The following is a 15,273-nucleotide window of genomic DNA, read 5'->3' on the forward strand; positions in this document are numbered from 1 at the left end:
CAGACCATGAGCTACAAGATCAATCCGATGCCTGCCCAGATCCCGCAAGACGAGCTGGATCTGCTGGCGCAGGTGGAAACCGCAACGCTGGGTCACTGGCGGCAGTTCGGCTTTCTGCACCGTCAGATCCAACCGCTGATCCCGCGCCGTCGGGTGGTGGGCACGGCCGTCACCATCGCCATTCCGGGGCCGGATTCCACGCTGCTGCACCATCTGCTTAGCCTTCTGCGCCCTGGCGATTTCGTCATTGTCGACCGGCTGCATGACGACCGCTATGCCTGCTGGGGCGGTGGCGTGACCGTGGGCGCCAAGGCGGCGGGCGCCGTCGGCGCCGTGGTCGATGGCCCCTGCACCGATCTGGAAGAGATCGAGGCATCGGACTTCCCCATGTGGTGCCGGGGCATTTCGCCCATCACCACGCGGCTTTACGACATCGGCGGGGCGATCAACGTGCCGGTCAGCTGTGGCAATACCGTCGTGATGCCGGGTTGGGCCGTGCTGGCCGATGAAAGCGGTGTGGTGGTCCTGCCGCCCGACGAGGTAAAGGCCGAGGCGGAAAAGGCGATCGCCACCCAGAACCGCGGCAAGGGTCGCGAGGCCAGCGTGCGCACGGATGGTGTCAAGCTGGGCGATCTGTCGGGCGCCACCGAAAAGGTGCTGGCGAAGCTGGCCTGAACGCTTCACCATCCGCAGGCGGGCCATCCGGCCCGTCTGACCTGTCCCTGCCCGCGAAAGCCCTGACATGACCGATCTGCCCTTTGCCTGTGAAAAGACCTCTGCCACCGGATCGGGGGGCATGGTGGTGACGAACCATCCCCTGGGCACTGCGGCGGGAGCCGAGATGCTGGCCGCAGGCGGCAATGCGGTGGATGCGGCGGTGGCGGCGCTGCTGGCGCTGACGGTGGTGGAACCGATGATGGTGGGCATTGCGGGGGGCGGGCTGTCGCATCTGCGGATGGCCGACGGCACCTCGGTGGTGTTCGACGCGCTGGCGCAGGCCGGGGCCGACATGCACCCCGCCATCTACACCCCGGTGGCCGACAGCGGCCCGACCTATATGGACGCCGCCGAGCGACGCAATCTGGTGGGGCCGTCCTCGGTGGCGGTGCCGGGCAACCTGGCCGGATGGTGCGCGATGCACGCGCGGTTCGGCAGGCTGCCGTTTGCCGATGTGGTGGAACCCGCCATCCGCTATGCCGCGCGGGGGTTTCAGGTCACGCCCTATCTGTCCGGCGCGATTGCCGAGAATGCCGCCGACCTGATGGCCGATCCTGCCGCCCGTGCGCTGTTCTTTCCCGGCGACACCCATGTCGCCACCGGCGCCCGTCTGGTGATGGCGGACTATGCCGAAAGCCTGCGGCTGATCCAGCAACAGGGCGCGGCAGCCCTGCATGGGGGCGAGCTGGGCGCGGCCCTGGTCGCCAGCATGGCGGCTGGCGAGGGATCGGGCTGGATCACGCTGGAGGATCTGCGCCGCTATGCCCCGGTGGAACGCGCCCCGTTGGTCGGGCAGTATCGCGGGCACGATATCGTGGGACCGCCACCGCCTGCCTCGTCGGGGGTGCATATTCCGCAGATGCTGAACATGCTGGCGGCCTATGACATTGCAGGGCTGGGATTTGGCACGCCTGCCGCGCTGCATCTGCTGGCCGAGACCATTCGCATCGCCTTTGCCGACCGGCGGGCATATTCGGGGGATCCGGCCTTTGTCGATGTTCCGGTGGACCGGCTGATGTCCGCCGCCCATGCCGCCGCCTGCCGCGCGCAAATCCGCGCGGGGGCGGGGGGGCCGGCCACGCCCGCACCGGGACGCGAAAGCCAGGACACCACGCATATCACCATCGCCGACCGCGACGGCAATATCGTCAGCGCGACGCATACCATCAACGGCCTGTTCGGCGCGCGCTACGTCGTGCCCGGCACCGGGATCCTTCCGAACAACTACATGTCGAACTTTGATCCGCATCCCGGCAAGGCGCTGTCGGTCGTGCCGGGCAAGCGGGTGCCCACTTCGATGGCGCCCATGATCATCCTGCGCGATGGCAAGCCGGTCTATGCGCTTGGCCTGCCGGGGGGATTACGGATCTTTCCGTCGGCGCTGCAAGCCATCGTCAACCTGATCGACCACCGGATGCCCTTGCAGGCGGCGGTCGAGGCCCCGCGCATCTGGACGCAAGGCGCCGAGGTCGAGGTCGAACAGGGTCATGCCGCCCAACAATCCGCGCTGGAGGCGATGGGCCACGAGGTGCGGGTGATGCCCCATATCGGCGGGGGCATGAACGCCATCGCGTTTCGCCCCGACGGCCAGATGGAAGGGGCCGCCTGCTGGCGGGCCGATGGCACGGTGGCGGCACTGGCCGGTGGCCCTGCCCGCCCCGGCATCCGGTTCTGGCCCGACCGCGCACCAGAAAAACCTGCGGCGGGCTGACTGATTTTGCGCATATGCTCACGCCAATGATCATATGCGCATTGACTCGCCACCGGACCGCGCGCACCCTGACGTGACGCGCCACGCCAAGGAGTTGCCGCCCCATGGTCCACGATGTCGCCATCATCGGTGCCGGGGTCGTGGGCTGTGCCATGGCGCGGCGCTTTGCCCGTGCCGGGGCGCGGGTGCTGCTGCTGGAACGGGGGGCCGACATCCTGTCGGGCGCCAGCAAGGCCAACAGCGCAATCCTGCACACCGGATTTGACGCGCCACCAGACAGTCTGGAGCTGCGCTGCATGCAGGCGGGCTATCAGGAATATCTGACGATCCGCCATGCGATGAACCTGCCACTGCTGGACACCACCGCCCTGGTCCTTGCCTGGTCCGAGACCGAGGCGGCCCGCCTGCCCGACATCCTGGCACAGGCGCACCGGAACGGCGTTGCGGATGCCCGCGCGCTGACCCGCGCCGAGGTGCTGGCCCGCGAACCCCGGCTTGCCGCCAGCGTGCACGCCGGCCTGCTGATCCCTGGCGAGGCAGTGATCGACCCCTGGTCGGCCCCCCTGGCCTATGCGACCGAGGCCCTGCGCCACGGCGCCACGCTGTGCTTTGGCGCCACGGTGCAGGCCGCCAGCTTTGACGGTGCGGCGTGGCTGATCGACACCACGCGCGGCCGGTTCGGTGCGCGGCTGGTGATCAACTGCGCCGGCACCCATGGCGACCACATAGAGGCACTGTTTCTGGGCCGGTCGCATTTCACCATCAGGCCGCGCAAAGGGCAGTTCGTCATCTATGACAAGGCGGCGGCGGCGCTGCTGGGTGCCATCGTCCTGCCGGTCCCCGACGACCGAACCAAGGGCGTGGTGCTGACCCGGACCATCTTTGGCAATCTGCTGGTCGGCCCCACCGCCGAGGATCAGCCGGATCGCGACCGCGCCACGGTGGACCCTGAGGCGCTGACCGCCCTGATGCAGCGCGCCGAAACCATGATCCCGGCGCTGAAGAACATGCCTGTCACGGCGGTCTATGCCGGGTTGCGCCCCGCATCGGACGCCAAGCATTACCGCATCCACGCCGAACCGGGGCGCGGTTTCATCACTGTGGGCGGCATCCGGTCCACCGGGTTGACGGCGGCGCTGGGGATAGCGGCCCATGTGTTCGACCTGTGCGCCCTGCCCGACACCGCCCCGCCGCCGCAGCCCCCGCCCATGATGCCCAATCTGGCCGAGCATCTGCCCCGCGACTGGCAACACCCCGGCTATGGCGAGATCGTGTGCCATTGCGAACTGGTGACACGGCGCGAAATCGAGGCTGCGCTGCATGCAGACCTGCCCCCCGGCGATTTTGGCGGCCTGCGGCGGCGGACGCGCTGTGCCATGGGCCGGTGTCAGGGCTTTGGTTGCCATGCGCGGCTTGCCGAACTGACAGCGGGGCATCTGACACCGCCGCTGGCCCTGCCAAGGGAACGCCGGAATGGATAGCCTGCCCCCCGTCGATCTGCTGATCATCGGCGCAGGGCCTGCGGGCCTGGGCGCGGCAGCAACCGCCGCTGCGGCGGGCCTGTCGGTCGTGGTTCTGGACCGCGCGACGGTGGCCGGGGGTATGCCCCGGCTTTGCGGGCACTCGCCCTTTGGGATGCGCGAGTTTCATCGCATCATGGGCGGGCGGGCCTATGCCGCGCGCCTTGTGGCAACCGCGGAACGCGCGGGCGCCAGGATCCTTGCCAATCATTCCGCCGTGCAGATCACTGCCGCAGGGGTCCACGTTGCCACGCCGGACGGAGTGCGGTGCATGGCCTACCGTCGGCTTTTGCTCGCCACCGGCCTGCGCGAGGCCAGCCGCGCGGCACGGCTCCTTCCCGGCGAACGGCCCATGCGCGGGATCCTGACCACCGGCGCGCTGCAAGGTCTGGCCTATGGGCCGGGCGCCGGTTCGGGCGGACTTGTGCCGTTTCAGCGCCCCGTGGTGCTGGGCAGCGAACTTGTCGCGGCCTCGGCCCTGCTGACGCTGCGCCATCTTGGCATCCGGCCCCTGGCGTTGATCGAGGCCGGGGCGCATCCGGTTGCGCGCTGGCCTGTTGGCCTGTTGCCGCGCCTGATGGGTGTGCCGTGCCACCTCAACACCCGGATCATCGACATTCACGGGCGTGATCAAGTGCAGGCCGTCGCCCTGCGCCATGCCAATGGCTCCGTCCAACGGATCGACTGCGACGGGCTGCTGCTGACCGGCGCCTTCACCCCCGACTCCAGCCTGGCGCGCATGGCCGGGCTGCGCATCGACCCTGCAAGCCAGGGACCAGAGATCGACAGCTTCGGGCGCTGCTCGCAACCGGGGATCTATGCGGCAGGCAATGTGCTGCGCGGCGTGGAGACGGCAGGCTGGGCCTGGGCCGAAGGCCAGCGCACCGCCCGCGCGATTCTGCGGGATCTGGCGGGCGACCTGCCCCCTGCCGACACCGGCCTGCGCATTGCCACAACCGGGCCCCTGCGTCTGTGCCTGCCCCAGAATGTGATACCGGGCGCCAGACATGCAGCCCACCCCCAGTTGCAGCTGCGCGTCACCCGGCACGTTCATGGGCGGCTGGTGCTGCGCGATGCGACGGGGGCAGAGCTGTGGTCGCGCCGCCTGACCGGCTGGCCCGAACGGCGGATCCTGATCGCCCCGGCCCGGATCCCCACGCTTCCCTCCGGGGAAACGGCCATCCTTTCGATCACCGAACAGGCCACGCGATGACCCCCATTCTGGCGCTTGATCAGGGCACCACCTCCACCCGCGGGCTGCTGCTGGCACGTGACGGAACAGCGCGGATCCTTGGAGCGGCACGCCACCGCCAGCACCACCCGCATCCCGGCTGGGTCGAGCATGACCCGTCCGAGCTGTTGGCCAACCTGCGCGCATTGATCGACAGCGCCGGGCCGCTGGCCGCCATAGGGCTTTGCAATCAGGGCGAAAGCTGTCTGGCCTGGGATGCCCGGACCGGCGCGCCGCTGTCCCCGGTGATCGTCTGGCAGGACAGCCGGACCGACGCGCAGGTCGCGGCACTCCGCCAGGCGGGCCATGGGGATTGGGTGCAGTCCCGCAGCGGGTTGCCGCTGGAGTCCTATTTTTCGGCCAGCAAGCTGGGCTGGCTGATGCAGATGCCGGAGATCCGGGCCGCCCACGCGGCCGGGCACCTGCGGCTTGGCACCACGGATGCGTTCTTTCTGCGCCACTTGACCGGCCATTGCGCCACCGATCCCAGCACCGCCTCGCGCACAGGGCTGATGGATCTGGGGCGCCAGATCTGGGACGACGAGCTATGCGCGCTGTTCGGGGTGCCGCCGGAATGCCTGCCGCCCATCCGCCCGACGGTCGGCCCGTTCGGGCGCTGCGGCGGCGTGCCCGTCCTGGCCAGCATCACCGACCAGCAGGCGGCGCTGTTCGGCCATGGCTGCCGGGTTCCCGGACAGGCCAAGATCACCTTTGGCACCGGCGCCTTTGCGCTGGCTGTCACCGGGCGGCGGCCCGATCCGCCGCCCGGTCTGTTGCCGACCATTGGCTGGGATCTGGGCGATGGTCCGGTCTTTGCACTGGACGGCGGGGTCTATGACGCGGGATCGGCGGTCGAATGGGCGGTGCAGGCCGGTCTGGCCTCGGGGCTGGAGGATTTCGCCGCATTCGACGCGCTCCCCGCGATCAGCCGGGGGCTGGTGTTTGTTCCCGCCTTTTCCGGCCTTGCCGCGCCGCATTGGGACCGCGAGGCCGCCCCGCTGCTGATCGGCATGGGGCCGACGACAACCCGGCGCGACATCTGTCAGGCGCTTCTGGAAGGCGTCGCCCTGCTGACGGCTGATATCACCGATCTTCTGGGGCGTCATGGCGCGCTGTCCCATCCCATCGCCATTGACGGGGGATTGTCGCGCAGCCCGTATTTCTGCCGGTTTCTGGCCAGTACCACCGGAGGACAGGTGGCCACCCGCCGGATGGACGAGGTGTCGGCCCTGGGCACCGCGCAGCTTTGCGCCCATGCGCTGGACTGGCGGCTGCCCGATAGCGCCGCCGAACAGACGATGCACGATCCGCTGGACGGCCAGGCCAGCGACTGGCGCGCGCGGTTCGCGCAGGCGGTCCCACGGGCCCGCGCCTGGCACGGCCCGCGCGCGGTGTGATCCACCCGAAGACCGGCCAGGGGGGTTGAGTTTCCCACCGCCCTGACAGACCCTGCCCCGATGTCATGTCCAGACAGGATACCCATGCAACCGAACCATCGCCGGGAACAGATTTTGCGCCTGCTGCGTGATCATGGCCGTCAGACAGTGGACTCTCTGGCCCGCGCCATGGGCACATCCGAAGCCACCATCCGGCGGGATCTGGTCGATCTGGAGGATGCCAATCGCTTGCGCCGCTTTCATGGCGGGGCGCGACTGATCTGCCCTGCCCCCGCCGATGCGCCTGGCGAAGACGCCTTTGGCACCCGCCTGCTGCACAACCGCGCGGGCAAGCAGGCGCTGACCCAGGCCGCCGCTGCCCTGTTCGAGGACGGCGCATCGCTGTTCATCGACGCGGGCACCACGACCATTGCCTTTGCCCATGCACTGGCGGCCCGGCGCGATCTGACCGTGATCACCAATTCGCTGGAGGTCGCGCGCATCCTTGGCGAAGACCCGGACCGCCACCGCATCCACCTGCTGGGCGGAGAGCTTTTGCCCGAAATGATGGAACTGGTCGGCCGCATGACGCTTCAACAGATCGGCGGATACCGGGCGGATCATGTCGTGCTGACCGTAGGCAGTGTGCAGGAAAGCGGGGTTCTGGATTTCGACGAACGCGAGGCCGAGGTGGCCATCGCCATGATCGCCCGCGCGCGCAGGCTGACCGTGCTTGCCGACCGGACCAAGATGCTGAAACCGGCGGTGTTTCCGGTCGCCAGCCTGGCGCAGATCACCCGGCTTGTCACCGATGCGCCGCCACCGCCCGGCATTGCGCGGGCCTTGGCCCAGGCGGGGGCAGAGCTGGTTCTGGCCCCCGCGACGGATGCACCCGCACCTGACGACAGGGCCTAGGCGGCAGGGGCGTTGCCCAATGCCTCTGCCACAAGGGCCAGGGGATGGCGCAGCGCCCGGCCGGACAGCCGTTCCGCCTGGCACCGGCAGGAAAAGCCGGTGGCGACGACGGGCGCGGCCGCTTCGACATGGGGTCGCCAGGACATGTCGAACAACCGGCGCGAGACGGGTTGATGCCGCGCCTGATGGCCAAAGAGCCCCGCCATGCCGCAGCAGCCCGTCGCTTCGGGCACCGCCTTCAGCCCGATCGCGGCAAAGACCTGCGCCCATTGCGCCCCCGCCTCGGGCAGGGCGGTGGTCTCGGTACAATGCGACAGGATCCGCGGTTGCGGGCCATCCCCTTGCACCACCGAGGGAAACCGCCTGCCCGCCGCAAGTTCGGCGGACAGAAATTCCTGCGGCAACATCAGGGCGGGCGGGGCGTATCCGGCCTTGGGGTAATCCTGGCGCAGGTGCATCACAAAGGCCGGATCCAGCCCGATCATCGGCACCTGACTGGCCGCCGCGCGGGTCAACGCCGCCACCAGCCGCGCCGCCATCGCATCAAAGGCCCCCTGCGCCCCAAGTGACTGCGCCGCCTTGCCTGCCGGGTGCATCCCGACGACCAGGGGACGATAGCCAAGCGCGCGCAATCCCGCCACGGCATCCAGCGCCACCTGGCCGTCGAACAGCGCTGTGAACCAGTCCTGCCACAGCAGCACCGTGCCGGCGGGCAAGGGCTTGCCCAGATCGGCCAGCGCGATCCTGTCGTGTCGGGGCACCGGCCGGGCCAGCCTCTCGGGCAGATCGACCGCGCCCAACAGCCGTTCCGCCATGGGCCGCAGCAGGGGCCACAGCGGCCGCGCCAGCCCCGCCACCCGCAGTGCCACCCCGCTGTGGCGCTCTGCCAACAGCGTCAGGCGATCCGGCAGCGGGCGGGTATGGCGGCTGTAATGGCTTTGATAGAATGCGGTCCGCATCGAGGGAATGTCCACCTGCACCGGACAGGTGCTGGCGCAGGCCTTGCAGCCAAGGCAACTGTCCAGCACGGCCAGCAGATCGGCCTCCGCCACCGCGCCACCCGATTTCCAGGCCCGCAAGGCATCGGCCCGGCCCTTGGGCGATTGGCGCAGGTCGCCGGTCGCCTTGAACGACGGGCACATCGGCGTGGCCGCCTGATAGCTGAGACATTGCGCATTGCCGTTACAGCGGAACGCCTTGTCCAGCGCATCCCCGTCAGGCGCGTTGAAGGGGCGGAACGGCGTGGTCGCTATGCCCATCCGGTCCCGGCGCAGCGTGACCAGCTTGCCGGGGTTGAACCGCTCTGCCGGGTCGAAGGCAGCCTTGACCCCTTGCAGCGCGGCATAGGCGGCGGGGCCGATCCACTCGGGCAGATAGGCGCCGCGCATCCCCTTGCCATGTTCGCCCCAGAAGATCCCGCCATGCTTGCGGGTCAGGGCAAAAACCGCATCCGACACCGCCACCAGCCGCGCCCGGTCGGTGGCCGAGTCGATGTTCAGCGCCGGGCGGATATGCAGACAACCCACATCGACATGGCCGTAAATGCCAAAGCCCAACCCGTTGTCACGCAGCACGTCCAGAAAGTCATCGACAAAGGCGGGCAGGTTTTCCGGCGGCACCACGCAATCCTCGACAAAGGCGACGGGGCGGCTGGGCCCGTCCACCTTGGCCAGCAGCCCCACCCCCGCCGACCGGATCGCCCAGAGCCGCCGGATCTCGGCCAGATCCCGCGCCTGATACAGCGCGACCTGCCCCGGCAGGGCGCGCAGCCGGTCCAGACAGGTGGCAACGCGCGCGTCGATCCCGGCGGCATCATGGCCGTTGAACTCTACGAACACATAGGCCACCGGCCCCTCTGGGCGCAGCGCGGGGGGCAGGCCGGCCAGAATCCCCGCCTCTTGCGCGATGCGCTGCACCCATTCATCCATCACCTCGATGGCCGTCGGATCATCGGCCAGAAGGGGCGTCGCCGCAGCCAGCGCATCGCGGAAGGTGGCAAAACCTGCCACGATCAGCCGCTTTTCCGGCTCGATCCGCCGCAGTTTGACCCGGATCCGCGTGATCGGCCCCAGCGTCCCCTCGGCCCCCAGAAACAGCCGCCACCAGTCGAACCCGCCGCCTTCGGAACATGCCCTGTCCAGGTCATAGCCGGTAAAGCGACGGTTCAGGCGCGGGGTATTGGCGACAAAGGCGGCCTTGCCCTCGCGGGCGGCCCGCTCGGCCTGTGCCAAGACCGGCACTGCCCAGTCCGGGGCCGGGCCAAGGCTGGACAGCAGCCCCTCTGGCCGCGCCACCTCCAGCCCCAGCACATTGTCGGATGTCTTGCCATAGATGCGCGACCCCTTGCCCGAGGCGTCCGTCGACACCATCCCGCCGATGGTGCAGCGGGTCGAGGTCGAGGTTTCCGGCGCAAAGAACCAGCCATGCGGGCGCAGCGCATCGTTCAGCGCATCCAGAACCACGCCCGGCTCGACATCGGCCCAGCCGTCTTTGGCATTGATCTCCAGCACGCGCGTCATATGGCGGCGCAGATCAAGGATCAGCCCGCGATTGAGGCTCTGGCCATTCGTTCCGGTGCCGCCCCCCCGTGGGGTCAGGGCGACATCGGCAAAGGCGGGATCTTGCAGAACCTGCAACACGCGCACGACATCCGCCGCATCGCGCGGCGCGACAACCAAATCGGGGGTGATCTGATACACCGAATTGTCGGTGGCCATCGCGGCGCGCAGGGCGCTGTCGGTTTCGATCTGCCCCGCGAAACCGGCGGCCTGCAAGGCTTCGGGCAGGGTATGGATCGGCTGATGGGCGATCATCGCGGGCTCCGGCATTGTTTTGCGCTTGAACCACAGATCTGCTTTTCGCCATACTGGAATATAATGAAGATAAATTCGCAGAATACGAACCTGAACCTGCGCCATCTGCGCGCCCTTCATGCAATCCGGCAAGAAGGGTCGTTTGCGCGCGCCGCCAACCGCCTGGGCGTCGTGCCCTCGGCGCTGAGCGAAACGATCCGCCAACTGGAAGACAGCGCAGGGGTCGCGCTGTTTGACCGGCGGATGCGCCCGCCGCAGATGACCCCTGCCGCGCTGGCCTTTCTGGAGGAAACCCGGCCGCTGATCGACGCATTGGACCGGGCGCTGGACCGGCTGGAAGACAGCGCCAACCTGGAGCGCGGGCGGCTGATGCTGGGCGCATCTCCCTCGACCATCGCCGATCTGGTCGCCCCTGCGATCCTGCGCTTTCGCCGCGACCATGCGCGCATCCAGATAACGCTGCACGATGGGCCAGCCGATGAACTGGCGCGCCAGGTGGCCGATGGTGACCTGGATCTGGCGATAGCCGGGTATTCCGGCACCTCTCCCCTGCTGGACCGGCAAGAGATCGCGCTGGATCCCATCGGGCTCGCCGTTGCAAGGGACCACCCGCTGACGCGGCTGGACCGCCCGCTGCGTCTGGCCGACATCGACCCCGACAGCCTGATCCATCTGGAGGAAACCACCGGCACCGCCCGCCTGCTGGCGCAGCACGCCGCCCTGCCCGCGGCACTGCGCCAGGGCACATTGCGGGTGCAGTCAACCTTCGGCCAGCTTTGCCTGATCCGGGCTGGCGTCGGTATAGGGTTGCTGCCCCGCAAGGCGGTGACACTGTTCGATGATCCCCGGCTTGCGTTCCTGCCTGTCGCGGATCTGCATCTGAACCGCAGCCTGTCGCTGATCACCCCCGCCCGCCGCGCCATGTCGCATATCGCCATGCGCTTCATCGCATGTTCGAGGCTGGTGGCCGAAAGCTGACGTCCCGGCCCTGGCGCGACGGGGTTCCGCGCCAGGGCACAAGGCTGCCAAGGGCGTGCCTGCGCCTATGACACCGGGAACAGCACCAGTGCCGGAAAGGCGATCATCAGCGCGATCAGCACGAAATCCGCCACGATGAACCAGGCAACCCCGCGAAAGATGGTGCCAAGGCTGGTCAGATTGCCGACCACGCCCTTGATGACAAAGACGTTCATCCCGATCGGCGGGGTGATCATTCCGATTTCCAGCAGCTTCGTCAGCAGAATGCCGAACCACAGCAGCGAATAGCCCGATTGATCGACCACCGGCAGAAAGATCGGCAGCGTCAGCAGCATGGCCCCGATGGGTTCCAGAAACATCCCCAGCAGCAGATAGACCAGGCAGATCATCAGGATGATCACCACCGGCTCGGATCCCAGCCCAAGGATCGCGCCTGACAGCGCCTCGCCCGCGCCGGACAATGCCAGAAAGCGGGTCAACATGCTGGCCCCGATGGCAATGATCATCAGCGAGGCGGTCGTGATGACCGTTTCAATGATCGTCATCCACAACACGCGCCACCCGAGTGTGCGCTTGGCCAAGGCCACCACAAGCGAGAGAAAGCCGCCAATGGCGCCCGCCTCGGTCGGGGTGAACACGCCCGAGAACAGCCCCCCGAAGACGCCCAGGGCAATCAGCAGCACCGGCCAGATCTCGGCCAGCGCCAGCAGGCGATCCCGCCCGGTAATCACCTCGCCGACCAGCGGCGGGGCCAGTTCGGGGTTCGCCTTGACCCGCAGCATGATCACCGCGCAATAGGCGAACATCGTCAGGATGCCGATCCCGGCGCCAGCCAGAAACAGGTCGTGCACCGGCACCTGCGCGATCACACCATACAGGATCATCAGGATCGACGGCGGAATCAGCGCGCCGATGGTGCCGCCCGCCGCCACCGTGCTGGTGGCCAGCTCTGCGCTATAGCGGTTGCGCATCATCTCGGGCACGGCGATCTTGCCCATGGCCGCCGAACAGGCCACCGACGATCCGGTCACGGCGGCAAAGCCGGCACAGCCGAAAACCGACGCCACCGCCAACCCTCCGGGCAGCCCGGCAAGCCATATGCGGGCGGCGTGGAACAGCCCTTCGGTCAGCCGCGCGTGATAGCACAGGAAGCCCATGAACAGAAACGCGGGCACCGAACTGAGCAGCCAACTGGACGCGAAATGATAGGGGATCACGCCCAGCGTACCCCAGGCGATCTTCCAGTTCAGCAAGGTGCCGATGCCCGTGAACGACACCGAGATCAGCGCAACCCCGATGGGCACCCGGATCAGCAGCAGAACCACCAGCAGCGAGATGAAGGCAAAGGCGATCTGAAGGTCGGTCATGCCTCAGCGCCCCTTGCCATCGGCCGCCGCAGGCGGATCATCGAACACCGGGGCACCCGGATCGAACCCATGGGTCACGAATCCGGTAGGGCGCCCGGTGGCCAGACATCCCAGCCGGTACAACGCCACGATCAGCATCAGCCCGAACCCGACCGGCAGAAAGAAATAGGTGGGCCAGGTGGGCAGCACGAACCCGCCTTCCATGACGAATGCCCCGCCGCGGAACTGCTTCATCGCCTCGCCCCAGGTGCGCCAGGCCAGACCTGCCGCCGTCGCCGCGCTGAGCACCAGCCCGATGGCGACGCAGACGGCCAGACCGCGCGGACCCAGAGTGTTGGACAGCACCTCGACCACGACGTGGCTGTCGCGCTGCTCGACAACACCCAGCGCCAGAAAGGTGATCGCCGTCATGTAATACAGCGATACGAACTGGATGGTGCCCTTCAAAGGCATTCCGACAACATAGCGCATCACGACTTCCAGCGTGACGTGAAACACCAGCAGCAGCACGACGGCTGCACATATCGCGGTGGCAAGGCCATTCAGCCCCGAGATCGTCCGCCCGATTAAGCTCATCTGTCTGTCCTGTCATTGGATGGGGCGCCCGTCGGCGATTTGCCATCGGGCGCCCTGCCATGCCTTGAGGCGTGATCACATGCCGTAGGCGGCGGGGTCGACGCGGGCATAGATCTGATCCCAGAACAGCGTCCGCAGATCTTCGCGGGTCTCGACGCCCTCGACCAGACCATACCACTTTTCCAGCACCGGCATGAACTGTTCCTTGACCGCCGCCGCATCGGCCACGCCATAGGTGGTTTCAAAGATGCGCGCGACGCCGTCCAGATCCCCGGTCACATAGGCGCGGATCTTCTCGCGGAACTCGGGCGAGGCTTCGTGGATGTTGATGCCCTTGTCGCGGGCCATCTGGATGTTCTCGGCATCCTGCGCGTAGTAGTTCCACGAAATGTCAGCCGACAGCACATTGGCCCCCCACAGCATGGCGGCGCGTTGATCGTCGGTCAGCGACCGCCAACTGTCCATGTTCATGTTCCCCACCGCCGCACCGGCATAGATGCCGCCCGGCACGCCGATGGTCACATCCGTGACCACATCCTTGAGACTGTAGGTCGTCAGCTCGGGCGCCGACAGCATGGCACAATCCAGCACCCCCTGGCTCAGGCCCTCGAACACCTCGTTTGCCGCCATCTGGATGCCGGTTGCCCCGAAATGCTCGGAAAAGCGCGAAAAGCTCGGGCTGCCCGCGCGCACCTTCTTGCCGCGCATGTCGGCTTCGGTCACCACCGGCTTGTTGCACAGCAGCGAATAGACCGACGAGGTGGCACCGCTGAGATAGATCTGGTTCTGCCTGGCGAAATCGGCCTGGCATCCGGGGCAGTCATGAAAGGCGAATTCGGTGATCGCCCCGGCATAGGCCAGGCTTTCCTTGCCGGTCATCTCGCGCAGGTTGATCGACATGGTCAGTTCGTGCAGCAGGCTGTAATGCGGATAGTCGGCTGCATAATAGGGCGCCAGCACATAGCCCATATCGGCCAGACCGTCGCGCACGCCCGGCCCGGTCTCGATCAGGTTCATCAGCGTCATGGGATAGACGCGGACCGTCAGGTCGCCGCCCGACTTTTCGGCGACGGCATTGGCGAAATCGACCGCCGCGACACCGACAGCCGATCCGGTGGCAAAGCCGTGGGAATAGCTGACCTCGCGCGCGACGGCCGGGACGGCCAGGGCCGTGGACAGCAGGGCAGCGGCCCCGAGTTTGAATGCCAGATGTGTCATCAGATTTCCTCCTTGTTGTGGGTTCGTGCCGTTGATGCGGCCCGGTTCTGGAATAGCGTCAGTCGACGGGCGCATAGGCCGGACGGATCCCCCCGTAAGAGGCCCAGACCCCCGAGGCGAGCAGCCCGCCATCGACCGGCAGCGTGATGCCGGTGATCGCGCTGGCCCCGCCCGACAGCAGAAAGCTGACCGGGGCCGCGATTTCCGCCGGGCGGATCGCCCGACCGATCAACAGGTCGGCCCCGAACGTGCTCAGGTCGCGCATCCCCTCGCGGGCCTGTTTCTCGATCACTTCGGTCAAGGTATAGGCAGGGGCCACCCCGTTGACCCGCACCCCCGACCGGCCCCATTCGGCGGCCAGCGTCTCGGTCAGGGCCACGACGGCGGCCTTGGCGGGGCCATAGGCGTGCAGCGGGGTAGAGCGGAAGGCGGCGCAGGACGAAATCAGCACCAGCGCCCCGCCATCGCCTTGGGCCATCCGGGTGCCAAACGCCTTGGCCGTCAGGAACACGCCGCGAAAATCGACGTCCAGCACGCGGTCAAAGACCTTCATGTCCAACTCGTGCGGGCGATCCCAGGGTTGCAGAACCCCGGCGCAGGCGACACAGGCCGAAACCGGGCCAAGCGCCGACCACAGATCCTCGGCCAGCGCCTCGGTCGCGGCCTCGTCGGTCACGTCCAGTTGGCGGGCGGTGCCGCCGATCTGCCCGGCCACGACGCGGGCTGCCTCAAGCTGGATATCGGCGCAAACGACGTGCCAGCCATCGGCGGCCAGCCGTTCGGCGCAGGCCTTGCCGATACCGCTGGCCGCGCCGGTGACGACCGCAATTCGCTGATGTGTCATGGAGCCT

The 15,273-nt window shown here is 67.8% G+C and carries 12 protein-coding genes; 7 read left to right on the plus strand and 5 right to left on the minus strand.

All coding sequences use genetic code 11. From position 1 onward, the window contains the following. Positions 1-6: 6 nt before the first annotated feature. The 6 genes from BW970_RS09685 (at position 7) to BW970_RS09710 (ending at position 7,470) form a co-directional block, all read left to right on the plus strand. Positions 7-675, plus strand: a complete 669-nt coding sequence (locus BW970_RS09685) for an RraA family protein (RefSeq protein WP_076530619.1) — start codon at positions 7-9, stop codon at positions 673-675. A 67-nt stretch (positions 676-742) separates the two neighbouring features. Further along, positions 743-2,428, plus strand: a complete 1,686-nt coding sequence (gene ggt / locus BW970_RS09690) for a gamma-glutamyltransferase (protein ID WP_076530621.1) — start codon at positions 743-745, stop codon at positions 2,426-2,428. A gap of 104 nt (positions 2,429-2,532) precedes the next feature. Next, positions 2,533-3,909 (plus strand): NAD(P)/FAD-dependent oxidoreductase, encoded by a 1,377-nt coding sequence (locus BW970_RS09695; protein WP_076530623.1) that lies wholly within the window; start codon positions 2,533-2,535, stop codon positions 3,907-3,909. Continuing rightward, positions 3,902-5,161, plus strand: a complete 1,260-nt coding sequence (locus BW970_RS09700; protein ID WP_076530625.1) for an NAD(P)/FAD-dependent oxidoreductase — start codon at positions 3,902-3,904, stop codon at positions 5,159-5,161. The genes BW970_RS09695 and BW970_RS09700 overlap by 8 nt, the downstream gene beginning before the upstream one ends. Further along, positions 5,158-6,576 carry an FGGY family carbohydrate kinase gene (locus BW970_RS09705; protein ID WP_076530627.1) on the plus strand — a complete coding sequence of 473 codons (1,419 nt, stop codon included), beginning with the start codon at positions 5,158-5,160 and terminating at the stop codon, positions 6,574-6,576. The genes BW970_RS09700 and BW970_RS09705 overlap by 4 nt, the downstream gene beginning before the upstream one ends. Positions 6,577-6,660: 84 nt before the next feature. Further along, entirely contained in the window at positions 6,661-7,470 is an 810-nt protein-coding gene (locus BW970_RS09710; protein WP_076530629.1) for a DeoR/GlpR family DNA-binding transcription regulator, read from the plus strand. Here the strand turns inward: BW970_RS09710 and BW970_RS09715 are convergent. Beyond that, a complete protein-coding gene (locus BW970_RS09715; protein ID WP_083701202.1) occupies positions 7,467-10,283 on the minus strand; it encodes an FAD-binding and (Fe-S)-binding domain-containing protein in 2,817 nt (938 codons plus the stop codon). The two genes, BW970_RS09710 and BW970_RS09715, sit on opposite strands and share 4 nt — an antisense overlap. A gap of 63 nt (positions 10,284-10,346) precedes the next feature. On the opposite strand from BW970_RS09715, the gene BW970_RS09720 reads away from it, so the two are divergent. Continuing rightward, positions 10,347-11,261 carry a LysR family transcriptional regulator gene (locus BW970_RS09720; RefSeq protein WP_076531091.1) on the plus strand — a complete coding sequence of 305 codons (915 nt, stop codon included), beginning with the start codon at positions 10,347-10,349 and terminating at the stop codon, positions 11,259-11,261. A gap of 65 nt (positions 11,262-11,326) precedes the next feature. On the opposite strand, the gene BW970_RS09725 is transcribed toward BW970_RS09720, so the two are convergent. From BW970_RS09725 to BW970_RS09740, 4 genes are all read right to left on the minus strand, one after another. Then, positions 11,327-12,628, minus strand: a complete 1,302-nt coding sequence (locus BW970_RS09725; RefSeq protein ID WP_076530633.1) for a TRAP transporter large permease — start codon at positions 12,626-12,628, stop codon at positions 11,327-11,329. Positions 12,629-12,631: 3 nt separating this feature from the next. Then, positions 12,632-13,204 carry a TRAP transporter small permease gene (locus BW970_RS09730; RefSeq protein WP_083701203.1) on the minus strand — a complete coding sequence of 191 codons (573 nt, stop codon included), beginning with the start codon at positions 13,202-13,204 and terminating at the stop codon, positions 12,632-12,634. A 75-nt stretch (positions 13,205-13,279) separates the two neighbouring features. After that, positions 13,280-14,422, minus strand: a complete 1,143-nt coding sequence (locus BW970_RS09735) for a C4-dicarboxylate TRAP transporter substrate-binding protein (protein ID WP_076530635.1) — start codon at positions 14,420-14,422, stop codon at positions 13,280-13,282. Positions 14,423-14,480: 58 nt separating this feature from the next. After that, positions 14,481-15,266: an SDR family NAD(P)-dependent oxidoreductase gene (locus BW970_RS09740; protein ID WP_076530637.1), complete on the minus strand. Its 786-nt coding sequence runs from the start codon at positions 15,264-15,266 to the stop codon at positions 14,481-14,483. Between the last annotated feature and the right edge of the window lie 7 nt (positions 15,267-15,273).

This window comes from Gemmobacter megaterium (genome assembly GCF_900156815.1).
Taxonomy (GTDB): Bacteria; Pseudomonadota; Alphaproteobacteria; order Rhodobacterales; family Rhodobacteraceae; genus Wagnerdoeblera; species Wagnerdoeblera megaterium.